At 53.3% G+C, this 23,969-nt stretch carries 18 protein-coding genes; 14 read left to right on the top strand and 4 right to left on the bottom strand.

The window, feature by feature from the left end; genetic code table 11:
- The first annotated feature begins 300 nt into the window (after positions 1 to 300).
- Positions 301 to 1,098 carry a 3-keto-disaccharide hydrolase gene (locus RC85_RS18405; RefSeq protein WP_084422816.1) on the top strand — a complete coding sequence of 266 codons (798 nt, stop codon included), beginning with the start codon at positions 301 to 303 and terminating at the stop codon, positions 1,096 to 1,098.
- Between the two features lie 29 nt (positions 1,099 to 1,127).
- On the opposite strand, the gene galK is transcribed toward RC85_RS18405, so the two are convergent.
- On the bottom strand, positions 1,128 to 2,342 hold the full coding sequence (gene galK, locus RC85_RS18400) for a galactokinase (RefSeq protein WP_068265479.1): 1,215 nt from the start codon (positions 2,340 to 2,342) through the stop codon (positions 1,128 to 1,130).
- Between the two features lie 409 nt (positions 2,343 to 2,751).
- Between galK and RC85_RS28540 the strand changes: the two genes are divergently transcribed.
- Positions 2,752 to 4,743, top strand: coding sequence for a sodium:solute symporter family transporter (locus tag RC85_RS28540; RefSeq protein WP_068265477.1), 1,992 nt, complete (start codon positions 2,752 to 2,754; stop codon positions 4,741 to 4,743).
- Positions 4,744 to 5,099: 356 nt separating this feature from the next.
- Here RC85_RS28540 and RC85_RS18390 read toward each other — a convergent pair whose 3' ends face one another.
- Positions 5,100 to 5,840 (bottom strand): AraC family transcriptional regulator, encoded by a 741-nt coding sequence (locus RC85_RS18390; RefSeq protein WP_068265475.1) that lies wholly within the window; start codon positions 5,838 to 5,840, stop codon positions 5,100 to 5,102.
- A 136-nt stretch (positions 5,841 to 5,976) separates the two neighbouring features.
- Between RC85_RS18390 and RC85_RS18385 the strand changes: the two genes are divergently transcribed.
- Genes RC85_RS18385 through RC85_RS18370 form a run of 4 tightly spaced genes read left to right on the top strand, consistent with a single transcriptional unit; the run spans position 5,977 to position 10,723 of the window.
- A complete protein-coding gene (locus RC85_RS18385) occupies positions 5,977 to 6,942 on the top strand; it encodes a dihydrodipicolinate synthase family protein (protein WP_068265483.1) in 966 nt (321 codons plus the stop codon).
- Positions 6,943 to 6,954: 12 nt separating this feature from the next.
- On the top strand, positions 6,955 to 7,956 hold the full coding sequence (locus RC85_RS18380; RefSeq protein ID WP_068265473.1) for a proline racemase family protein: 1,002 nt from the start codon (positions 6,955 to 6,957) through the stop codon (positions 7,954 to 7,956).
- Positions 7,946 to 9,199: an NAD(P)/FAD-dependent oxidoreductase gene (locus RC85_RS18375; protein ID WP_068265471.1), complete on the top strand. Its 1,254-nt coding sequence runs from the start codon at positions 7,946 to 7,948 to the stop codon at positions 9,197 to 9,199. Before RC85_RS18380 ends, RC85_RS18375 begins: the two co-directional genes overlap by 11 nt.
- A gap of 27 nt (positions 9,200 to 9,226) precedes the next feature.
- Positions 9,227 to 10,723, top strand: coding sequence for an aldehyde dehydrogenase (NADP(+)) (locus RC85_RS18370; RefSeq protein WP_068265469.1), 1,497 nt, complete (start codon positions 9,227 to 9,229; stop codon positions 10,721 to 10,723).
- A gap of 375 nt (positions 10,724 to 11,098) precedes the next feature.
- Here RC85_RS18370 and RC85_RS18365 read toward each other — a convergent pair whose 3' ends face one another.
- Both RC85_RS18365 and ubiE read right to left on the bottom strand, forming a co-directional pair.
- Positions 11,099 to 11,755: a UbiX family flavin prenyltransferase gene (locus tag RC85_RS18365; RefSeq protein WP_068265468.1), complete on the bottom strand. Its 657-nt coding sequence runs from the start codon at positions 11,753 to 11,755 to the stop codon at positions 11,099 to 11,101.
- On the bottom strand, positions 11,748 to 12,527 hold the full coding sequence (ubiE, locus tag RC85_RS18360; protein WP_261340479.1) for a bifunctional demethylmenaquinone methyltransferase/2-methoxy-6-polyprenyl-1,4-benzoquinol methylase UbiE: 780 nt from the start codon (positions 12,525 to 12,527) through the stop codon (positions 11,748 to 11,750). The genes RC85_RS18365 and ubiE overlap by 8 nt, the downstream gene beginning before the upstream one ends.
- A gap of 823 nt (positions 12,528 to 13,350) precedes the next feature.
- On the opposite strand from ubiE, the gene RC85_RS18350 reads away from it, so the two are divergent.
- From RC85_RS18350 to RC85_RS18315, 8 genes are all read left to right on the top strand, one after another.
- Positions 13,351 to 14,661, top strand: coding sequence for an ABC transporter substrate-binding protein (locus tag RC85_RS18350; RefSeq protein WP_084422814.1), 1,311 nt, complete (start codon positions 13,351 to 13,353; stop codon positions 14,659 to 14,661).
- Positions 14,662 to 14,674: 13 nt separating this feature from the next.
- Positions 14,675 to 16,582, top strand: a complete 1,908-nt coding sequence (locus RC85_RS18345; protein ID WP_068265461.1) for an ATP-binding protein — start codon at positions 14,675 to 14,677, stop codon at positions 16,580 to 16,582.
- Between the two features lie 118 nt (positions 16,583 to 16,700).
- Positions 16,701 to 17,129 (top strand): response regulator, encoded by a 429-nt coding sequence (locus RC85_RS18340; protein ID WP_068265459.1) that lies wholly within the window; start codon positions 16,701 to 16,703, stop codon positions 17,127 to 17,129.
- A gap of 55 nt (positions 17,130 to 17,184) precedes the next feature.
- On the top strand, positions 17,185 to 17,931 hold the full coding sequence (locus RC85_RS18335) for an HpcH/HpaI aldolase family protein (RefSeq protein ID WP_068265457.1): 747 nt from the start codon (positions 17,185 to 17,187) through the stop codon (positions 17,929 to 17,931).
- Positions 17,924 to 19,894 carry a prenyltransferase/squalene oxidase repeat-containing protein gene (locus RC85_RS18330; RefSeq protein ID WP_068265455.1) on the top strand — a complete coding sequence of 657 codons (1,971 nt, stop codon included), beginning with the start codon at positions 17,924 to 17,926 and terminating at the stop codon, positions 19,892 to 19,894. The genes RC85_RS18335 and RC85_RS18330 overlap by 8 nt, the downstream gene beginning before the upstream one ends.
- Positions 19,895 to 19,923: 29 nt before the next feature.
- Positions 19,924 to 21,786, top strand: coding sequence for a polyprenyl synthetase family protein (locus RC85_RS18325; protein WP_068265453.1), 1,863 nt, complete (start codon positions 19,924 to 19,926; stop codon positions 21,784 to 21,786).
- Between the two features lie 30 nt (positions 21,787 to 21,816).
- Positions 21,817 to 22,380, top strand: coding sequence for a hypothetical protein (locus tag RC85_RS18320; RefSeq protein WP_068265451.1), 564 nt, complete (start codon positions 21,817 to 21,819; stop codon positions 22,378 to 22,380).
- Positions 22,381 to 22,819: 439 nt separating this feature from the next.
- Positions 22,820 to 23,671 carry a serine/threonine protein kinase gene (locus tag RC85_RS18315; protein ID WP_238383157.1) on the top strand — a complete coding sequence of 284 codons (852 nt, stop codon included), beginning with the start codon at positions 22,820 to 22,822 and terminating at the stop codon, positions 23,669 to 23,671.
- Positions 23,672 to 23,969 lie beyond the last annotated feature (298 nt).

Here is a 23,969-nt window from a genome sequence, read left to right as displayed (position 1 = left end):
CTTTGGCAACAAAACAGAAATCTCAGACACCATGTTTTCCGTCGTTTACAAAAAATCACAGCCTCGTCGGGACTATTCACCAACGTTATGATCGCGGATCGATCAACGACAATTTGCATTGATTTGTTCGACTTCCCTCGGGATGAGTGACGACACCAATCCGGCAGTAATTAATACGACTGCCGTAACTCGCTATGGCTCGCTACGGCCTACGTTCTTTGGACCACATCGTCCGGTTGAGTTGAGCTAGAATCCTTGTTTCCGTCCGCCATCCACGATTCTCACCCCAAGGTTCCTTTGATGCGTTTCTCTGCATTTTCACGCTCGCTTTGCCTAGTGCTTGCGGCTTTCACGACCTCGTTGGTATCCGCTGAAGACACCGCTGTAAAAGTTGCCAACTTGCCCGTCGAAGTTTCGCCTCAGCAAAAAGATTGGTACAAAAAATACAAGACACAACCCAACATCACAAAGCCTTCACAGATGCTACTCAACACAGATCCCGAACCGGATCTGGACGAGGGTTTTACGCCGCTGTTCAACGGAACCGACTTGTCGGGATGGACACCCAAGGGCGGCACTTGCAAGTTCGAGGTGAAGGACGAAACGATTGTCGGGACGTGTGTTCAGGGCTCGGAAAGCACCTACTTATCGACCGATCGCGACGACTTTGAAGACTTTCTGTTTACTTGCGAAATCAAGTGGGAGGTCGAAGGGAACACGGGCGTGATGTTCCGCGCCAAAACCAAAGAACAGGGTGACCGAACGATCGTCTATGGGCCGCAAGCCGAAATGGAAGGATTCTCGGGTGACCGGGGGTGGTCGGGCGGCGTCTACGGCCAAAGTTGCGGCGGCTACTTCTACCCGCTTTGGCTGAAGGCACACGAAAAGGTTCGCAGTGCAATCGACAAAGATGGCTGGAACCGCATCACGGTGCTGGCCAAAGGTGACGTCGTCAAGACTTGGGTCAATGGAATCCCGGCGTCTCATTGGGTCGGCGATGGAACCTACGACAAAGGCTTCTTCGGACTCCAAATCCACAAAGGGAAAAAAGGCAAAGTTCACTTCCGCGAAATCAAAGTCAAAGAGCTAGACGAGTGAAGTTCCTAGCCGAGTAAAGCGACTACGTTTTAGGGTGTCGTCGCGATGACATGGGCTCCCATCGCGGGGCGAGTTGCGAAGGCCATTGCTTCGATACCGGTTTTTGACTTGTACTCGCTTTGAATGGTTGATGTGACCGACTGTAAATGATCGGTCTTGACCAGGGTGACGGTGCAACCGCCGAAGCCGCCGCCCGTCATCCGAGATCCGATTACGCCGCCTTCGTTTCCGATGGCTCTGGCAATCTCCACAAGGATGTCAAGTTCATCGCAACTGACTTCAAAGTCGTCGCGTAGCGAATCGTGGCTGGCGTACATCAATTGCCCGACTTGGTCGTAATCGCCATTTGCAAATGCATTGGCCGCGTCAGTCGTTCGGCTGATTTCCGTCACCACGTGACGCGCAAGGCGATACTCGGATTCGGAAAGACTGGCTTTCTTCGATTCCAGTTCTTCAATTGTCATGTCTCGCCAGCTATCACAGCCCAGCTTTGCTTTCGCTGAATCGCAGCCTGACCGCCGCTCGGCATATTCGCCACCGGTCAGTTCGTGCTTGACGTTGCTGTTGGTAATCAGCACCGTGATTTCATCGGTCTGGAAAGGTACCGGTTCAATCTGTTGTGACTGACAATCCAAAAGCATCAGTTCATTCGGCTTTCCAAAAACGCTGCTAAACTGATCCATGATGCCGCAAGGTACGCCGGCGAATTTGTGTTCGGCTTGTTGACAGATCAGAGCTTTCTCTGCTTTCCCGATACTCTTTCCCGTAATGGCTTCGACCAAGGTTGCAGTTGCGACTTCAAGCGCCGCGCTGCTGGAAAGCCCTCCGCCGACGGGGACGTTTGAATCGACGACGGCATCAAACGCTGGAATCGAAACTCCCGATTCTAGGAATCCAGCGATGACTCCTGCGACGTAATTGATCCAACTACCCGGCTTGGGCTGCGGCGAAGTTACTAAACTGACTTGTTCGGTTTCCTCAAGTTCGACGCTGTGAACAAGCCCATGGTCGCGAGACGAGTCATCCGCCAACCCGGCAGCAATGACGACGTATCGCTGGATCGCCATCGGCATGACAAACCCATCGTTGTAATCAATGTGTTCACCGATCAAGTTGACGCGTCCCGGCGCGGCCACTAGCAACGTTGGTGCTTTGCCAAATTTTTCAACGTACGCGTTCTGAATGCGATCTAGTAATTGCTCGTCAACGTGTTGGTTAGAAACGCTGGGCTGTTCGGATGGCATGGCAATGAGTACTGGGAAGTCTGAGTAAATGAATACGTTGAAGCCAAACGGTTTGGCGTCAAGCAGTGGATCGCATGAACACCTAATAGTCCATGTCAACTCAATCTTCGGTTAGGAGGTAGCGGAAGTCGCGTAGACTTTCGGCGTCCCCCTCGTAGCCGAAACTCTTGGCGAGTTCCGCTACCCGAAAATTGAGGTGACGCGGAATACTAGTTTATCAGCTCGCATCAAGTTTTGCTGCTTGGCTGAAGGATCAAGACAACTGTTTTCGATTTACCCTTTTCGATCAATTCTACGCGGCACCCAACTACACTTCACCACTGTGTTTGTGGCATTTGGTATAACCCGGCGTTGGTTTTGCCTTCGGCAAATTATTTCTTATTTCACTCATCGCTCTTAACTTGTCTCTATGAACATCCTTGAAGTTGTGCTTTTTGTCGGTGCCGTCATCGGCGTGATTGCTCTTGGAATTTGGAAGAGCCAGGATGACGAGCCTGAGCACGGCGAAGGTGATGACGGACAAGGTGCGGCAGATTATTTCTTGGCTGGTCGCGGATTGACGTGGTGGTTGGTTGGTTTTTCGCTGATTGCGGCAAACATTTCGACCGAGCAGTTTGTTGGGATGTCGGGTGCATCGGCGAACTGGCTGGGGATGGCGATCGCGTCCTACGAATGGATGGCAGCGGTGACGCTGATCTTTGTCGCGTTCTGGTTCTTGCCAAGATTCCTAAAAGCTGGCCTCTACACGATCCCTGAATTTTTGGAGTACCGGTTTGACGGTGTCGCTCGCTTGGCGATGGCGATTCCGGCCATCGTGACACTCGTCTTCGTCACGACTTCATCGGTGATCTTTTCAGGAGCAAAATTTGTATCCGAGTACTACAACGATGTGCCGGTTTTAAACAGCCTGACCGCGATGTGTTGGCTGATCGCCGTGTTTGCAGCGGTCTACGTTTTCATCGGTGGCTTGAAAGCTTGTGCGTGGACAGATTTGATCTGGGGAGCCGCATTGATTATCGGCGGTGCGATCGTGATGTATTTGGCTTTTGTTCGGTTGGCCGACGCCGATCCAGAGGCTCTGCTGAAAACAAAAGTTGCGAATTCAGACGCCACGGTTCAGCAGATCGAAGAGGCAGGTGCTTGGCGGCGATTCATGCTTCTTAACGATGGTGTCGATGGCGAGGCCGTCGTTCGCAATGGCCCCAACGGGTCAGGCGGCAAGGTTCACATGATTCGCCCCAAAGAAGATTCAGATATTCCTTGGACCGCGCTGCTGATTGGTTTGTGGATTCCCAACTTTTTCTACTGGGGGCTTAACCAGTACATCGTCCAGCGAACGCTCGGATCAAAGTCGCTTGCTGAGGGCCAGAAGGGAATTGTGTTCGCCGCCTTCCTGAAACTACTGATTCCGTTCTTGGTTGTTATTCCCGGTATCCTTGCGTTCAACCTGTTTTCGGCTGACCTGAACGAAGGAGCCACCGAAAAGAATCTGGCGGCGTATGAGTCTGCGTTGGAAAAACAGGACACCGTGTTCACCGTGGACGTTCCATTCCTGGAAACGCAACCAGAGCTGGCGCAAAAAGTGTTCTCGCTCAACGCGGCAGCAGCCGGTAGTTCCGCGACCTTTAACGATGCCTTAGACCTGCAGTCACAGGAATTGTTGATCAACGGATTAGCGGAAGAAGCGTTAGCGAACCAAGAGCTTTCAAACGCGAACTTGAAAGGCTACGACTACGATTCCGCTTTCCCCGTTTTGGTGCGAAATCTGATCAAGCCTTACCCGCTGGTATCCTGGTTTGTTCTTGCGGCACTTTGCGGTGCGGTCATCAGCTCACTTGCATCAATGTTAAATTCAGCTTCGACCATTGCCACGATGGATTTGTACGCCAAATTCTCCGGCCAGACAGACCAGAAAAAGCTGGTCAGAGTGGGACGATTCTTTGTCGTTCTGTTTGTGATCATGGCTGGGGTTGTCGCGCCGAAGCTTGATAACTTCGAGAGCATCTTTGCTTACATCCAAGAGTTCCAAGGATTCATTTCACCGGGGCTGTTGGCAGTCTTTATTTTCGGTTTCTTTTCACCAAGAACGCCGCGATACTTCGGTGCAATCGGCATTGGTTTGAACGTCGTCGCCTACGCCGCATTCAAGTGGTCCATCGGCCAAGTTCTGGTGGACAACGGATGGTGGTACGCGGATCAAATTGCCTTCTTGGATCGAATGGCAATTTGCTTCTTCATCGTTTTACTTGCCGGAATGATCGTTACCCTGGTTGCACCGATGAAGGTACCAGTCGTCTTACCGACCAATGACAAGATTGACTTGGAAACATCCTCAGGTGCAAGACTGGCAGGCATCGGAGTGATCATCGCAGCAGTTGCGATGTACGTCGTTTTCTTTTAGACGATGACTCAAACGCATGGACGTTGGCCACGCGTTTTTTGTAGGCCGGAACAAGCGCAGCGAAGTTCCGGCTTATATCAATGAATAGTCCCGGGAGGGACGGAAGCTCTCTGCCGGGGATGTAAATCCCCGGATGGCAGCGTTCTATCTCACTTTTTCTCTGTGATCAATTCTCTGACTCGGTTTCGCGGCGTAGCCGCGAAACCGAGTCAGAGAATTGATGTGGGGCAGCCATCCGGGTGCTTGCGCACCCGGCAGGGAGCTGCCGGCCCTCTGGGCCTAAGACGCAGTAACTAATGCGATGTCCCGAGCGAAAGGCGACTCTAAAAAGTCGTACGTTCCTTACGTCAACTCACTTACAGTTCAGCCTTGCGGTATTGGCTGGGCGACATGCCGGTGGCTCGGCCAAATTGTCTAGTGAACGCACTTTGGTCGGCGTAGCCAGTTGATAGCGCCACGTCGATAATCGATTTGTCAGTCGTGTGTAGTAGTTCGCAGGCGCGGTCGATGCGTTGCTTCAACAGCCATTGGCCTGTGTTTAGGCCAAAGGCGATTCGCATTCGCCGGTCGAGTTGAAACCGTGACAGTCCTGCGACTTCTGCCATCTCCATCACGCTGATTGGGGTCGCAAGAGATTCTTTCGCAAACTCAATAGCGTTCACCAGTCGTTTATAATCTCCGCTTGATTCATTAGGTTTGCCAAGATCTCGCGAGAAGCCGACCAGCCCGACCACTTTTCCGTCGCCACCACGCAAGGCGTATTTGTTGGTCAGGCACCAACCCTCATCTCGCGACGCATAGAGGTGCAGTTCCAATTGCCCGACCAGAGGCTTGCCGGATTGAAGCACTGCCTGATCTTGCCGCGTAAAGCTGGTTCCAAATGGCGGCTGAAGGATCGCTTCCGATGTGCGCCCAATCAATTCTGATTTACGCTTCAATCCACATCGCTGGACCAAAGTTTCATTCACCACCACGTACTGTCCCTGCGCGTTCTTGATGAAAAAAACCGTGTCGAAAAGGCCGTCGAACAGCACTTCGGCGGTAAATGGTTCGCCAAGTTGAGCAAATAGGGCGGCAGCATCTCGGTTGATGGACATTCTTCGATTGTGCGCATTTTTGATTTGTGCGTCAAGCCTTTCACAAGACTTCGATGGCGTGCTAGGTAACGATGGGGAAAGAATGTTGGCGAGTGCTAACGTCGCTTTGATTCCTGATGTTTTGCGAGCAAGTTTGATGAAGGTTGATGCGTCCGTTTTTCGAGGCTGTATCCCAGCGCTGATGACGCCTTGCGATTCGCAGGGAAAAGTGAATACCGAAGCTCTCGTTCGCAAGGGCAAAGAGTTGATGGACGCCGGCATGACGGCGGTTGTCTACTGCGGGTCGATGGGCGATTGGCCGCTACTAACTGACCAGCAACGCCAAGACGGTGTTGAGGCTCTTTGCAAGGCTGACATTCCTGTGGTTGTCGGGACCGGAGCACAAAATTCATTCTTGGCGGCGTCGCATGCCAGTCATGCTGCGAAAGTGGGTGCCGCTGGTTTGATGGTGATTCCTCGAGTGCTCTCGCGAGCCACATCGCCAATCGCACAACGCAATCACTTTGCGGCAATCCTGTCCGCCGCACCATCGCTTCCGGCCGTGATTTACAACAGTCCGTACTACGGTTTTGAAACCAAGGCTGACCTGTTTTTTGATTTGCGAAACGAGTTCCCTAGCTTGGTTGGCTTTAAAGAATTTGGCGGTGCCGATTCGCTCTCTTATGCGGCCGAACACATCACTCACACTGATGACGATGTCTTGCTGATGGCTGGTGTCGATACTCAGGTTTATCATGGGTTTGTTCGCTGTGGTGCTGTGGGTGCGATCACGGGGATCGGCAATTGTCTTCCAGCCGAAGTCTTGAAGTATGTTGCACTCTGCGAAGCTGCGGCCGCGGGCGATGTTCAGGCGGATCACTACGCTCGCGAGCTTTCCAATTCGTTCACGGTTCTGTCTCGTTTTGATGAAGGCCCCGACCTGGTGCTGTACTACAAGTACCTGATGTTCCTGCTGGGTGACGGTGATTTTGAGTATCAACTCAATTCGTCGGATGCACTTTCACCAAGCCAGGCTGTGTATGCGAAGAATCAACTGACTCAGTTTCAAACCTGGTGGAAGAATTGGCCCGGTAAAGATTACGGCAAAGATAACTCGTGCTAGAAGGATCAGGGCATGCATGTTGTTGATTCGCACACCGAGGGCGAACCTACTCGCGTGATCGTCGATGGCGGTCCCGACTTGGGCTTGGGCCCGTTGGACGAGCGACTATCACGGTTTCGCCGCGATGCAGATTCGTTTCGAGCATTCGCCGTCAACGAACCACGTGGTTGGGACGCGATGGTGGGTGCGTTGCTATGCGAGCCGAATGATTCATCCTGTGACGCCGGAGTTATTTTCTTCAATAACGTCGGTTACCTTGGGATGTGTGGGCACGGGATCATTGGTGTTGCGGTCACGTTGCATTACCTGGGCCGTCTTGGGCTTGGTGTCCATCGAATCGAGACTCCCGTTGGCGTCGTTGCGGTGGACTTGATCGGGCCGAACGAAGTCACGATCGAAAACATTCCCAGCTATCGGTTTCGCAAAGATGTGAGCGTTGATGTTGAGGGTGTTGGAATGGTGACAGGCGACATTGCCTGGGGCGGAAATTGGTTCTACTTGGTTCACGGTTCGCCGTTGCCTTTGCAAAGAGAAAACCTTGATCAACTGGTCACCCTATCGCGGCGAATCTCCAAGACGCTTGCCGACAAAGGCCACACCGGCGTCGATGGTGCGATGATTGATCACGTTGAGTTTTCAGTCGATTCAGCGGACACGGATTCGGACAGCGTTAACTTTGTTCTTTGTCCTGGCGGAATTTATGATCGTTCGCCGTGCGGCACTGGGACCAGTGCGAAGCTCGCTTGTTTGGCAGCCGATGGTCTGCTTGCGCCGCAAACGCAGTGGGTTCAAAGGAGCGTGACAGAAGGTCGTTTCCGGGCCAGTTATCGACCGGGGCCGTCGTTGCAAATGGATCCGTTACAAGACAACCGCGACACTGTGATCGCCAGCATTACCGGTCGTGCGTTCATTTGTGGCGAAACCAAGCTGATTGCTCAAGCGGGCGATCCGTTTGCTAATGGCATTGCATCCCAGCAGGTCGCACATCCGGTAAGGAACAGCGATGTCCGGTGAACGTGAATCAGTAACTATCGTTGGCGCCGGAGTCGTTGGGATTGCCTGCGCTCATTATCTGGAACAAGCCGGACTAGAAGTGACGTTGCTTGACCAGGGCAGCATTGCCGGTGAGTGCTCGCTGGCGAATTGCGGCTACATCTGCCCAAGTCACGCACTGCCGTTGACTGAACCTGGGGCATTCGGGGTCGCCCTTAGTTCCATGTTTAACCGCAATTCTCCATTCCGAGTAAAGCCACATTGGAACCCGGCGCTTTGGAAATGGATGCTTCAATTTGCAAAGCGATGCACGCATCAACAAATGCTGGCCGCTGGCAAACCGCTACAAGCAATTTTGGAATCCTCCATGGCTGAATATCACCGGCTGATTGGCGAGTTCAATTTGGATTGCGAATGGAAGGAAGACGGTTTGCTGTATGTGCTGCAAACGCAGCGTGGGATGGACAAGTTTTGTGCCACGGATCAGATCGTAAGCGAGCATTTTGGCATCGCTGCCAAACGGATCGAAGGCGAGGCGCTACCCGAATTCGATCCTGGATTGAAACCTGGCTTGGCGGGTGCGTTTTTGTATCCCGGTGATACATCGGTGCGTCCGGATAAGCTGAATCAGGCTTGGGCGTCGAGCCTGCAAACGCGTGGCGTCAAATTTGTTCCCGGCTGCGAGCTGAATTCGATTCGCAAAGAAGCTGGAAAGGTCGTTGCACTGAAAACGTCGCAGGGCGATTTCACTAGCGATCATTATGTGTTCGCGTTCGGTGCCTGGGCCGCTCGATGGCAATCCGAATTGCAATGCTCGATTCCCGTTCAACCGGGCAAGGGGTACTCGGTGACGCTTGCCCGGCCAGAAAACTCGCCCAAGCACCCCATCCTTTTTCCCGAACACAAAGTCGGCGTGTCTCCCTTTGACCAAGGATTGCGTTTGGGATCGATGATGGAATTCGCGGGCTACGATCAATCAATCCCAGATCGCCGCATTCAACAACTACGCGATTCCGCTCGGCCCTACCTTGTCGCTTCGGTGGATGGCAAGGCAGAATCGAAGTGGTACGGTTGGCGGCCGATGACCTGGGATAGCCTGCCCATCATCGGATTGGCGGGGGAACTTCGTAATGCTTTTCTCGCCACCGGTCACAACATGCTGGGGCTGAGTCTCGCGCCGGCGACAGGACGACTGATCGCCGAGATGGTTACCGGTCAACCAACCCACCTGGACTCAGATCCGTATTCACCCAGCCGTTTCTAACTTTCAACTTTTTAAGACTAGCTCAAAATGAATTCCATTCTTATCAACGGCGATTGGCAATCCGCAAAATCGTCTCGTGCGATTCAAGCAATCGACCCAACCAATCGATCCGCCGTCGGCGAAACTTTTCCGGTAAGCGATTGGGCCGACTGCGAGACCGTGATGGATGCGGCGCAAGCGGCTGCGGTGGCAATGGAGGACATCTCACTGGATGATTTGGCGAGTTTTCTAAACGCCTACGCCGACAATCTGGAAAAGAACGCCGAGAGCATTTGCGAAGTGGCGAACCAAGAAACTGGCCTGCCGGTCAGCCCGCGTTTGCTGGATGTCGAAATGCCTCGAACGATCGATCAGTTGCGTCAGGCAGCCGCGGCCGCAAAAGATCATGGATGGCGAAACCCGGTTCACGATCACGATAAGAACATCCATTCGTGCTTGACGCCGATCGGTCCGGTGTTGATCTTTGGCCCAAACAATTTTCCGTTGGCGTTCAATGCAATCTCCGGCGGCGATTTTGCCGCTGCCATTGCTGCGGGGAACCCCGTGATCGCCAAGGCACATCCGTCGCAGCCGGGCACATCACGGTTGCTGGCCGAACAAGCACTGGACGCGGCCAAGCGAACTGGCATGCCCGCCGGCATCGTGCAAATGTTGTACGACATTGATCCAAGCGATGGACTAAAAATGGTCGCCGATTCACGAATCGCGGCGGTCGCATTCACGGGCAGCCGGCGCGGTGGCACGGCTTTGAAAGCGGCCGCGGACCAAGTCGGCAAACCAATCTATTTAGAAATGTCCAGCATCAATCCAGTGTTCTTGTTGCAAAGTGCGTTGGAACGCGGCGAAGAATTAAGTGACGAAGCGGCTGGCAGTTGCTTGCTTGCCGCTGGCCAGTTTTGCACGTCGCCGAACCTGATCGTGATTCCCAAGGGCGAGAAGGCGGATGAGTTTTTGCAAGCGATGACAGCAGCGTTCAAGTCAAAACCTGCTGGAACGCTGCTTTCGGAAGCCGTGCTTTCGTCGCTGAAAAGTAGCATTGAAATGCTTGTCGGTGCTGGCGTCGAAATTTTGGCAGGCGGTAAGGAAGCCGAATCAGATGCCTTCGCGTTCGCCAACACGTTGATGAAGATCGATTCAAAATCGTTCCTGGAAAACGAAGATGCTCTGCAAACCGAAGCGTTTGGTCCGGCGTCCTTGGTTGTCGTTTGTGAAGACGAACAAGATGCCCTGGCGATTGCAAAACGGATCCACGGAAGCTTGACCGCTTCGGTTTACGGAAAAGAGGGTGACGCTGCGATGGTTCCGCTGACCAAGATTCTGCAACGTGTTGCTGGTCGAGTGATTCACAACAAGATGCCGACGGGCGTTGCCGTATCACCGGCGATGAATCACGGCGGTCCCTACCCGGCGACCGGGCATCCTCGTTTCACCGCCGTCGGCATCCCGGCATCGTTGGAGCGTTTTGCAAAGCTGAGCTGCTTTGACAATGTCGCCGAAAGCTTCTTGCCAGCTTGTCTTCGCTGATCGCCGAGCAAAAAATCCTCAACCCGAACGCGTAAGCGGCGGTTGTTTTTAACGTAGCTGATCCCGCCAGGGTTCAGTCAACGATCTAAACTGTTTAACCGCGTAGGCATCGCCCCGCGCGTCGTGCGGCCCCGCAGTGCGCGGGGTGAGTCCACGGCGGGGGGCCGCCATGCTACTTTTCGCCCCGCGCGTACACCCGGAACGAAACTCGGGGCAAATCAAAGCTGATGGGGGCTAGTTTTCAGTTCGTTTTGAGAATGATGCGGGCGGTAATCAGGGAGAGCAAAATTCAGTCAGTCCGGCGTTAGGCAATGCAATTGCCGGAACTTCGCTTCGCTTGTTCCGGCCTACTCTGGTCGCAGTGCCGTGACCGTGTTATTCGCCCCATCGCTGCATCAACGCGTTGTCCACATCGACTTGATCTAGGATTCTTGCGACGACAAAATCGACGATGGAATCCAAGCCATCAACACCGTGATACCAGCCTGGCATGGCGGGCAACAGAATCGCGCCGGCTTGGGCGGCGCGATGCATGTTTTCAAGCTGCAGAACGCTGATCGGTGTTTCGCGTGGGACCAGGATGAGTTTGCGATGTTCCTTCAGGTGAACTTCGGCGGCGCGGGTAATCAGATTCGATGCGGCGGCACGAGCGATTCCGCTTAGGGTGCTGCCGCTGCATGGGCAAACGATCATGCCACTGGTTCGAAACGATCCGCTGGCGATCGGCGTCATGTAATCGTCGTAGGCGTGAAAGTGAACTCGCTCGGCATGACGCTGGACAGCGCCGGCCGCGACGCTTTTAATCGCCGGTGAAGTTGTCCACGGGGCAACGTAACCCAACAGTGCATCCAAGTCCGGTTTGCGGACATCGATGTTCAGCCCAAGTTCTTGCTTGATCACCGCTGCACCGCTCGGGCTGATCGTCAAGTGAATTTCGCGATCGGCATGACACAGAATTTGCAAAAGTCGCGTGGCATAAACTGCGCCGCTTGCACCAGTGATGGCCAGCACCAGGGGATGTTCTTTAGACATCGTTGTTGTCTTTCGATGAATTTGTTTCGGCGTTGAAAGACTTGCTGGTGGCGGGCTTGGTTCCTTCGTAGATCGTCGCGACGCCGAAGGTCAGCGGCGTGTATTTCACGTCAATTAAACCTGCTGCGGTCATGCGATCGGCCAAGGCTTGCCCATCGGGAAATTGGCCTACTGATTCGGGCAGGTAGCTGTAGGCGTCTTTGTTGTTGCGGGCGAACCATTGTCCAACCCGCGGCAAAATATGCGAGAAGTAAAAGCCGTAGAGCCCTCGCAGTCCGGGCAGTGTTGGTCGCGAAAATTCCAGCACCATGACTTGTCCACCGCCGGAGCAAACGCGAGTCATTTCTGACAGCCCTTGATCGGTGTCCGCAACATTACGCAGTCCGAACGCAACCGTCACGCAGCCGAACGTGTCGGTGTCGAACGGCAGGGATTGTGAATCCGCTTCCAAAAAATCGATACCGCGTGTCGCATCGCCAGGCTTGCGTTTGTCTCGTGCGATTTCCAGCATCGCATAACAAAAATCGCTGCCAATCACTTCGCACTGATCGCCAGCTTTTTTGGCAATCGCGATAGCCAGGTCTCCTGTTCCCGTGCAGGTATCCAGAATTGGTTTGCCGGGTGTGATCCGAAGTCGCTTTACCGCTGCCCGCCGCCAATAGCGATCGATGTTCAGCGAAAGCAGGTGATTCATCAGATCGTAGCGTGGTGCGATTTGACGAAACATCTCGCGGACACGCGAATTACTTTTGTCGAGCGAAGCAGTAGAAATGATGGATATCCCGGTGAGTTCTAGAGTGGCCGCGGTTTCGATAATGGCGGTTGCCTTATCTTCCTCTGAGCTGATTAAGACCGCAAGATCTGACGTATTCGCAACAGAACCAGGCGTATGTAGCTGCTGGCTTTCGCAGGCGTCCGGGTCGTTGAATCAGAAACGGACCAAAACGGCATCGATGAAGTGCGGTCGATTTGCTCTCCGGCAGGTTTTATCGTTTCGCGATTGGCAAACGCTGAGAGTCGTTTTTGATAGTCAATTGGCGGAGTCGTTCGTGGCAATCTGCGAGAATTTTGTCTGCGGAGATCCGTTTGAGAACGCTTTTGTTGGGCAAGCAACTCACTTCCTAGGATACGAGAGCCTAGTAAACCCCACGTGAGGCCAAAAACCACCGCAGTCACGACACAGCCAAACGTTCCGCAAGGGATCGCCAACGCAGCGGTCAATCCAACGGCGGATCCGATGGTTCCGATTAATAGAATAACGATGGACCGCAGCATGAGGTTCTTTGCAACTCCGTGACAAAACACGCATTCATTCGTTTAACCGCGTGGGCATCGCCCCGCGCGTCGCGCGACGCGCGGCCCCGAACGCGCGGGGCGATGCCCACGCGGTTAAACAGGTTGGAAACTCTTTACCGCGAGGGTTCTTTTGCCTTCCAATCAGTTTTGGCGGTGAATGGACGACAATCACCTCGCAAAGATGCGGCAAAACCAAGGGCTAGGTGGTTTCGCATTGCCCGCGAGGTCAGTTTAGCCGATAACCAGCAGAGGAAAGCTCTTCCACACGATCGACGACGTCATTTTTTAGAAGGAACTCCATGTCAAGAATCAGCCGACGATCGATGCTGCGTCACGCGGCTGCGGGAATGGTTTCTTCGTCGATTGCTGTTTCGTCGATTGCTGGCTCAGCTTCTTCGGCCGTTGCGGCTCCGCCACGCGGTCCCGCAATCATTTCTAAGAAACGCAGGCTCGTTCGCGTCTTGGGGACTCACGTCACTTTGCAGGAAGAACTCCGCAAGCGGGCTGAAGCTGATCTGGGAATTGAGTTGCAGTTTTCGCCAGGCGGCAGCGCGGAAGTTCTGCATCAGGCATCCGTCAGGCCTGAGTCGTTTGATCTGTACGAACAGTGGTCCAACAGCATTCGTTTGCTTTGGCAAGCTGACGCGATTCAGCCGATTGAAACGGATCGAATCGAAAACTGGAGCGAGATCAATCAGTTGACGACCACGGGTCGGCTGACTGCCGAGGCAAAGCTTGGGGCGGGTGATGCGCCCAATCGAATCCTATTCGTTCAACCCGATCACTCGCTGGGCAGCGAAAAGTCAAACCGCGTCAGTTTTTTGCCCTACGTTCACAACGTTGATTCTTTTGGCTACGACGCAGGCAAGATTCCTCGCGGGACTGCGTACCAAAGCGAGAGTTGGGGTTGGTTGCTGGATGAACGCTTCCACGGCAAAGTTGCGATCGTCAATGAACCGACGATTGGTTTGTTTGATCTTGCGTTGGCAGTTCAGGCAAAGGGTTTAGTCAACTTCAAGGACGTTGGTAACATCAGCCACGATGAGCTGGACAAAATGTTTGGCGTCTTGATGGAATACCGCAGAGCCGGTCATTTCCGAGGGATCTGGAGCAGTGTTCCGGCGTCGATCAAGTTGATGAAAGACGGCGAGTCGACGATTCAGAGCATGTTCTCGCCCGCTGTTTTTGATCTGCGGGCGAGCGGCATTGATTGTGTTTACGCGTCCCCGCGTGAAGGTTACCGAGCCTGGCATGGGGTGATGTGCTTGTCGTCGGCGACAAAGGGTGCTGTGAAAGACGCCGCTTATGACTTTATGAATTGGTGGTTGTCCGGGTGGCCGGGCGCTTTCATCGCACGGCAAGGCTACTACATTTCAAACCCGCAGCGTTCGCGTCCAATGCTTAGCGAAGCCGAATGGGATTATTGGTACCTGGGCAAACCCGCGTCCGAAGATTTGCTGGGAACCGGCGGTGCCGTTGTTGCCAAGAAGGGAAAGGTTCGTGACGGTGGATCCTATGAGCGACGGTTCAGCAACATCGCTGTTTGGAATACCGTGATGCCAACTTATGAATACAGTTTGAGGCGATGGAATGAATTTCTTTCTGGTTAGGAACTGCTAAGCGATGCCCAATGCACCGATTAAGAAGTCGCTTCGGCGTCGAATCTACATGGCATGCTGCCTGCTGGTGGGGTTGTGCATCGTCAGCACGATCATCGGTCGCGCCGGGCAGACGCAATTGCTTCGTAACTTTGCCGCCTACGAGTCGTCAGAAGAAACGCTGGCGCAGGTTGCCAACCTGGATCAGGATGTTCAAGAGTTAAAGTCGCGTTCTGAAAAGTACTTGCAAACCGGAGCACCAAGCCAATTGGCACGGGCAATGGATTTGCAGAAGGCTTTGAGTCTGCAGATTTCAGAGGTGAACGACAAGAACGAAGATCCTAGGATTCGAGCGAACCTGATCGAGATGCGTTCAGAACTTGATGTCTTTAAGGATCGATTGTCGCGGGCTGCAGACGAACGAGAATTGCGAACGCGTTTGATTCAACAGGATTTGCCGAACAAGCACCGCAGTATTTCTGAATTGTTAGAAGAGATTTTGCGTGTGATGAATGATCAAGAAGAAGGTTTCATGGCGGTGGAGTATTTTCGTTTAGTCCATGCTCATGACCAATCCTTGCAATTTTTGCAGCGGTACTTTATCGAACCTGATGCCGCGGCATTCGAGAAAGCGTTGTCGTCGATTGATCTCGCGCGATCGTTGATAAAGCAGATTGTCAAATCAGCGGATGAAGCGGAGATTCAACAGTTGGGCCAGCAGCTCGATCAAGAGCTTTCTGAATTTCGGAAAACGGGCTCGCGAGCGGTTCAGGCAACCCGCAGCTATATGTTTTATTCCAACGTTGTCATGGCAGGGGAAATTTCTGAATTCGTCTACGATTCGAATCGATTGAAGAAATATGTCGAAGAGCAACGTATCCAAAGCAGAGAGTTGCGAAATCAATCAGCCGAACGCTCACTTTGGTTAGCCTTGTTGGCATCCATCACCGCGGTTGCCGTGGCTGTTGTAATGGCGACGCGGCTTTCCTACATGATCGTTACTCCTATCTCGCGGCTGACCGAAACTTTCCGGCGGTTAGGACAGGGCGAATCCGTCGATGGAATTCCGGCAATGGATCGCTTCGATGAAATTGGCCGGATGGCGCGTGCGGCAAAGATTTTCAGCGACAAGAATAAAGAGACACAGCAGCTTTTGCAGCGGTCCGAGCAGCTTTCCAATGAGTTAGCCAACAAGGCGGAGGCGTTGGAGCAAACCAACATGGAACTGGATAACTTTGCCTACGTTGCCTCCCATGATCTGAAGTCACCCCTGCGTGGAATCACGCACTTGGCAAGTTGGGTGCAAGAGGATTGTGAATCGCTCTTGCCAGACGATTCAAGAAATCACTTGCAGCAAATGAAGGATCGCGTCGCCAAAATGGAGTCGTTGCTCGACGACCTTCTCGACTACTCAAGAGCTGGTCGGATTAACCCCAAACCAGAAAAAATCGATGTCGGTGAATTGGTTGCGTCTGTTGTATCAATGATCGATCTGCCGGATGGATTCCGCGTCAACTTGATGACACCGACGTTTGACATTTTCACGGTGCGAACGCCTTTGTTCCAAAGCTTGATGAATCTCGTTACTAACGGAGTGAAGTACAACGATAAAGGGAAGGATGGGAAGCTAGAGATCCTTGCCGAACGCACCGGTGATTTCGTCCACTTTCGCGTTCGTGACAACGGGCCTGGGATCGATCCTAAATTTCATTCAAAAGTTTTCGAGATGTACCAGCGTTTGGAATCCGAGGGGGTCGAAGGCAGCGGGATGGGGTTGGCTATCGTAAAGAAACTGATTTCCCGCTACGGAGGCGAGTTGTCTCTGGAGTCCGAAATCGGAGGCGGGGCTGAGTTTTCATTTACTTGGCCGTGCGCCGAACGAGTGACAGATGACATCACTGGAAAGCTTGCAAACACCGCATCCAACGGGTAGCTTAATCGAATCGTGTCACTTGAGCACATTGGATTGGTTGGACTGGGGCACGCGAAGCCGCGTAAATTGAGTCACCACCAAAGAACGATGAATGTTGTAAACCGTAGGGTCAGCTACCATGCCGCGTCGAAACGAAGTAACCGTTCTTTTAGTCGAAGATGATGACTTAGATGCCGAAGCCGTACGAAGATCGTTTGATAAGAATGAGGTTCCAGCCAAATTGCAGCGTGCCGAAAGCGGATTGCAGGCTCTGGATATTCTTCGAGCATTCAATACAAGCGATCGTCAAGACGAGAACGCTTGCATCGTGTTTTTGGATTTGAATATGCCCGGAGTTAATGGGCACGATTTCTTGACCGAGTTGCGGTCGGATCCGCGGTTAAAAAAAATACCAGTGTTTATCCTGACAACTTCTGATCATGCCCGGGATATCGAAAAGGCTTACGCTCAGAATGTTGCTGGCTACTTCACGAAATCACATTTAAGCGACCTGATCGTTGTCTTGAATCAGTACATCGATAGTGCCCGTTTGCCTTCGCTTGAATAGTCTGTGATATTGCTCGGACGAATAAGAACGCCATCACAATTCCGAGTTAAATCCATTGAAGAGCTTCCGAGAACAAATCGCTGGCGTGCAAAATCTGCTTGGCATCCAATTGACCAGCGTCGCACCGCACTGGCCTCGTCAACTTTCCGGAAAGGTTGATTTCGCCTTCATTGATTGCGAACATCATTGTTTCTCTCGCGAACAAGTCGCCTGGCTTTGCATCGCCTATCGTTCGGTTGGAATCGCGCCCGTCGTCCGTGTTTTGGAACCTCGTTCGGCTCTGGTGCGAGCTTGCATTGATGATGGTGCCGAGGCCGTCGTTGTCCCCTATGTGGAATCGGTTGCCCAAGCCCGCGAAGTGGTTGCGGCCGCAAAGCTGAGGCCCGTTCAAGGTGAGCGGGCGAGCGCGGCAATGTCCGGCCAGCCTTTGGAAACAGACCTACAAACCATGGTCGATCAGCATTGTCAAAATGTCAGTCTGATCTTGCAGATTGAAAGCACCACCGCGGTGGATCGATGCGAAGACTTGTTGTCGATTCAGGGTGTAGACGGGGCGATGGTCGGGCCGTTTGATTTAACCGCGACGCTAAGCTGTCTTGGCGATCATCAAAATCCAAAGTTTGTCGAAGCGATCACGCGAGTCGCCGATGTATGCCGATCGCTCGAGAAAATCGCAGGCATCTACTTTGCGGACAGTCCGGCCAAAGAGGTTTGGGCACGTGAATTGGGTTACCGCATGATCATCGCAGGTTGCGATATCAACTTGATTGGTGAAGCGTTGGAACTGCGTCGCCGTGATTGAGATTGCTGACGGATCGAATCTGCGTCAAGAAGCTCGCGATGCTCTCAATCGCGTTCGCCAAGAATTGATTTCGCGACAAACTGAAGACGGTCACTGGGAAGGCCGCTTATCAAGTTCCGCGCTCAGTACCGCAACAGCCATCAGTGCGATGGCCGCGATGTTGGATCAAGTCGCAGACGATGACCAAGCTCGCTTGCGACGATTGATTGAACTTGGTGTCGGCTATTTGAACAATCAGCAAAACCCGGATGGAGGTTTTGGAGACACCGATCGCAGTCACAGCAATATCGCCACCAGCTATTTGGTGCTCGCGGCGATGACGATGGCCAAGAACGCGGTCGGTCGGTCACTGTCAGCCGACGCGAAAGCTAGCCTTGACGGTTACATTGCATCGGCGGGTGGGATCACAGGTTTGCGCCAGCGGTACGGCAAAGACAAGACGTTTGTCGTTCCGATTCTTTCCAATCTTGCCATTGCAGGTTTGCTCGATTGGAAACAGGTTCCTGCGTTGCCCTTTGAAGCAGCGGCGCTACCGCAAAGTTGGTATCGGTTGGCAAGCATGCCTGTTGTCAGCTACGCAATTCCGGCACTGGTTGCGATTGGTCAAGCGAAACACTTCCATCACCCAAGTTGGTTTTTGCCTCTGCGAATGGTCCGGCGATGTTTGGTGTCACGCACGTTGGGTGTTTTGGATCGCATTCAACCGGATAGTGGTGGCTACCTGGAAGCGACTCCGCTGACAGCGTTTGTCATGATGAGTTTGGCGTCGAGTGGTCGTGGCGATCACTCGGTTTGTCGTCGCGGCTTATCTTTTTTGGAGGCATCGGTTCGAGAAGACGGCAGTTGGCCGATCGACACAAATTTGGCAACGTGGGTGACGTCACTTTCGATTGCTGCTCTTTCCGCTGACCCGGAGGATGATCGCGAGTGGTGTCAGCCTGGGCTAGTCGAATGGCTGTTGTCATGTCAGCACCAAGTCCGTCATCCGTTTACCGGTGCAGATCCAGGCGGATGGGGTTGGACCGATTTAAGCGGCGCGGTGCCCGATGGTGATGACACCCCCGCTGCGATCTTGGCACTGCGATGTCTCGATCGGCAGTGCGATGATTCTGAGATTACAAGTGATGTGGACATAGCGATTTCGGCTGGGCAATCTTGGTTGATGGGTTTACAAAATCGCGATGGCGGCATGCCGACGTTTTGTCGTGGCTGGGGCAAGCTTCCCTTTGACCGTAGCAGCACCGATTTGACTGCTCACGCAATTCGAGCATGGGCGGTAAGCGGCACTTCCGCAGAGGGTGAACAAAACTTTGGCAATGTGGTCGTAAAGGCAATTGCGTTTTTAATTCGGTCTCAACAGCCCGACGGCAGTTGGTTGCCACTTTGGTTTGGCAATCAGGATCGCGAAGAGGAAGACAACCCGTTTTACGGAACCGCAAAAGTGCTGCTCGTTACTAACTCTGCTGTTGGCGCTGCGGTGGACCAATGGCAGGTTGCTCGTCATCGAGCCGTTGATTTTCTTATCTCAACACAAAACGCGGATGGCGGTTGGGGCGGCGGGCCTTCAATAACCCCCGTCTATGGGGAATCAAGTCCCGTCAACTCAAAGCAAACCTGCAGCGACTTCACCAGCACAGTCGAAGAATCTGCCCTTGTCGTTGAGGCTCTGATCCAATTCAAAACGGATTCGCAGTCTGGACCTGAATTACAGTCAGGACCTGAATTAGATAGGAAACAGAGCGCATCCACTGCGATCGATCAAGCTATAATCCGAGGCACCGAGTTTCTGATTCAAACAACCCGCCATCGACTTTTTGACGTCCCATGGCCGATCGGGTTTTATTTCGCGAAACTGTGGTACTACGAACTGCTATATCCGCTGATCTACACCGCTTCGGCTCTTGGGCATTTCCTGTCCCTCGTCGATGCGGACTCTTCCGGCGGATCAACGAAGACACTTTAAACTGAGATTCCCACGCTGAGGTTACCGGCTTGTCAACCGATTTGAACGAAACTGAAAACGCGGAAACGAAGACCAGCAGTGGTTCCAAAGTTCGTCGCAAGACGAGCCATCTGAAGGATGTCCCCGAGACTCTGGAGTTGAGAGAGTCGCTGCGTGATCGTTGCAACGAAGTCGCATCGCGGTTGGATCATACTGCGCCGCTTAGCAAAGATCAGATGGAAGAGGTTGCTCGGCGAACGCTCGAAGAAGCCGATCTGCCCGAGCGATATCTCGGCTGGATCATGGTGATGCTTAGCAGCGGCTTCTGGACTGACGCTCTGGCGGCGGTGCCACCGGAACGCCGTTTGTTTTTGTTACCACACTGTTTGAAACATGCTGAGGGATGCCCGGCGGAATACGATCAGTTTGGAATGAACTGCAAAGAGTGTGGTGCATGCAGCATCGCCGATTTCCGTGGTCTCGCAGAACAAATGGGCTATCGAGTTTTGGTCGCCGAAGGTTCGCCAGTGGTGATGAAGATCATCGTTGGCGGTTACGTCGATGCGGTGGTGGGAGTTGCCTGCCTGAACGTTCTTGAAAAGGCGATCGACAAAGTTTTGCTGGCTGGCATTCCTTGCATGGCGGTGCCGCTGCTTTCCAGCGACTGTCGAAACACCAAAGTCGATGAAGCCTGGGTCGACCAAATGATCCGCACTCCGTACGTGCCAGCTCGACAGGCAACGCGAAGTTACGTTCACTTGATGCGAGCGGCCGGTGATTTGTTCAAGCCCGAATCGCTTGATGTTTTGTCACCCAGGATACGATCCGAAATCCCACTCAGTGAAGAAGCCGTCACCGCGGACTCCATCGAATCGATGGATGCGATCGCGGCGACTGAATACATCGCTTACGACTTCTTGGCCCGCGGCGGAAAGCATTCGCGACCATTCATCACGCTGGCTGCTTACGACGCGATCGTTCACGACGGCAAAGATGATTCTGGTGCAACCGGCCCCGATGCCGACCAAGCAATCGCAGCGATTCCAGCATCGGTTCGTCGGGCCGCGATGAGTATCGAAACGTTCCACAAAGCCAGCTTGGTACACGATGACATCGAGGATGATGACGTGTATCGCTATGGGCAATTGGCTGTGCATCGACGCTTTGGGATGCCAACCGCCGTCAACGTCGGCGACTATTTGATCGGACTGGGCTATCGATTGCTCAGCCGCCACGACCCCGATGATCCAGTCGATCCAGCGGCTCGCGCCGATATCGTCGATTCGCTTGCCGCGGCACACCTGCGTTTGTCCGAAGGTCAGGGTGCCGAACTGCTATGGCGAGACAACAAGGATCGTCGGCTGAAACCGTTGGATGCATTGAAAATCTACGCTTTGAAAACATCGCCAGCCTTTGAAGCAGCCTTAACCTGTGGTATTCGGCTTGCCGGTGACGTTGCGCCTTATGTCGAACCGATTCGTACGTTCAGCCGAAACCTAGGCGTTGCGTTTCAAATCTTGAATGACTTGAGTGACTGGATTGGCGATTCAAACAACAAGATGTCGGCCGGTGGCGACGCGATCAGCGGGCGACCTACCTTGTTGTGGGCGCTGGCGCTGCAGGGCTTAGACGAAGCTGATCAAAAGCGTTTACTAAGCCTCGCTGAAACCGATTGTGATTTGAGCGAAGAGGATCGGTTGTCGGCAATACAAAAGCTGTACGAAAAGGCAGACGTCTTTACCACGGCATTGAAGTTGGTGGACAAACACCAAGCACGGGCGGAGTCAGTCGCTGATGAATTGGAATCAGATTCGCTACGCCGGTTGTTCTACTTTTTAGTGGACAGCGTGTTGGAACGCCCAGAAATGCCATCGCCTGCGGTTGTGTCGCTTGGCGTCACCGCGCCCGTTTAAAAATTCCTTAAAGCGATTCGAGATCAATCAATGTCGTCCGAAGTCGATTTGGAATCGTTGCTAGACGAATTCTATGGTGGCGACTTGGTTGAAATCGCCAAGGATGATCAAGGCAGCCACCTGCAATTGGGAACGTTTGATCGTGTTAGCGATGTGCCCGCACCTTACGATGGTTTGTTAAATCACCATCACCACATGACGGTTACCGTCGAGGCTTTTCACAAAGAAAAAGTGAATGTCTCGGTCCATCGGCATCACATAAACGGTCGTCACTACACTCGCGAGATCACGCTGGTGACGGAACTGTCCAAGCGATTCGTCCAATACGGAATCGTACGTATCGACATGTCAGCCTTAGCTGATCCGGTTTGGAAACAGATCGAAAGTGGCGAGATTCCTTTGGGTCGAGTTCTGATTGAAAACGAAGTTCTTCGTGACGTCGAAATGCAACAACTTTGGAAGATCCAAGCGGGGCCATGCCTAGCCGAAAAACTGCACTCAGTGATTGGCGAGACGTTCTACGGCCGAACAGCCATGATCCACTGTGACGGTAACCCCGCGATCGAATTGCTGGAGATCGTCAGCAAGGTTTAGTCGATTATTGCAGTTTCCCGGTCAGCCGCTGGCGGTAACACCCGCCGCCGTGAAGAGTTTTTATCCAGTAGACCCCCATTGTATTGTTTAACCGCGTGGGCATCGCCCCGCGCGTCCGTGGCAGCGCGACGCGCGGGGCGATGCCCACGCGGTTAAACAAGTTAGAAACCCTTCACGGCGTTGAGTAACACCTCGGGCATTTTGGTTGGCCCGGCCGCTTACGCGCCTGCGGCTCACTTACCAATTTAATGGACTGATTTCGCCTGGCACGTGAAAGAACGGTTGTTCGGATTAGGAAAGATTGCCAAGCTTTGACTGATGATCCGGTCGAACTTGTGAAGGATGGCACGCCACGTCGATGACTCAAGCAGGGTCTAGCTGCGAACTTTCTTTAGCCGCGGACAGGGCCCTCTTTTCTATCTTTGCCGATCCATCACGAGTGAGTGAAGTGACGAATCCACAACAAACAAACGGCACCGACAATCGTTTCGCCCCCAATTGCCCCATCGTCGGAATTTGGCGGGTGGGACAGGCGATTCACCAAAGTGAATGGGCGACGCTAAGCCTGGCGCAACCAGCCGATGCGATCGATAGCCCTCGCTGGGACTACGTGATCAAAACGGCAACCAACACGGAAGCTGAATCGGTTCGACAAATCGATGGCTTCGTAGCCGCTGCGGCGAACGTCATGCATCCAAATCTGGTCGCAGTTCTTGATTCATCCAGTAATTCTCAGATGCCGTACTTGGTGATGCCAAAGTTAGAAGGTGAATCGATGGACCGTCATCTAACAGCTTCGCCGGCGAAGAAGTTGCCGGTCGCGTTATGGCTGGTCCGACAAACCGCACAGGCACTCGATTCGATGCACGAATCAGGTTGGATTCATGGCGACGTCAAACCGGAAAACGTCATGGTTGGTCCTCGTGGGCATGCGACTTTGGTCGATCTTGGGTTTGCAACGCGTATCCATAGCGTTCGCAATCGCTTGTTCCGCGGAACCCCCGATTACGCTTCGCCCGAATCAATGTCGGGTCAACACGCTGCCCTGCCGGCGATGGATGTATTCTCGTTGGGCCGCATGCTGTGGCAATGGATGGCCCGGATCGAGCCTGTTTCGCAGGTCGTGCTAGAACCGGTTGCCGATCTTGTCGAAACGATGATTGCCGAAAACCCCGCCGACCGCCCGGCAGCCAGCACAGTCGTCAAGCAATTGTTGCGATTAGAAATTGAAACCCTTGGCCGTCACATCGGCCCAGGTGAAGTTCAGCATCAACAACGACGTGCTGCTTAGTGCGCTGAAGTCGATCCAATCAATGCAAATTGTCGTTGATCGATCCGCGATCATAACGTTCGTGAATAGTGCCGGAGGGACGGAAGCTCTCTGCTGGTCTTTTCTGAAAATGTCACCATTAATAATGGCTGAGTGAATAGTCCCGGAGGGACGGAAGCTCTCTGCCGGTCTTTTCTGAAAATGTCACCACTAATAATGGCTGAGTGAATAGTCCCGGAGGGACGGAAGCTCTCTGCCGGGGATGTAAATCCCCGGATGGCAGCGTTATATCTCACCAATTCTCTGGCTCGGTTTCGCG

This window comes from Rubripirellula obstinata, assembly GCF_001642955.1.
Lineage (GTDB): Bacteria > Planctomycetota > Planctomycetia > Pirellulales > Pirellulaceae > Rubripirellula > Rubripirellula obstinata.
The sequence above is the reverse complement of the archived record's forward strand: the minus strand, read 5'-3'. Positions and strand labels throughout refer to the sequence as shown.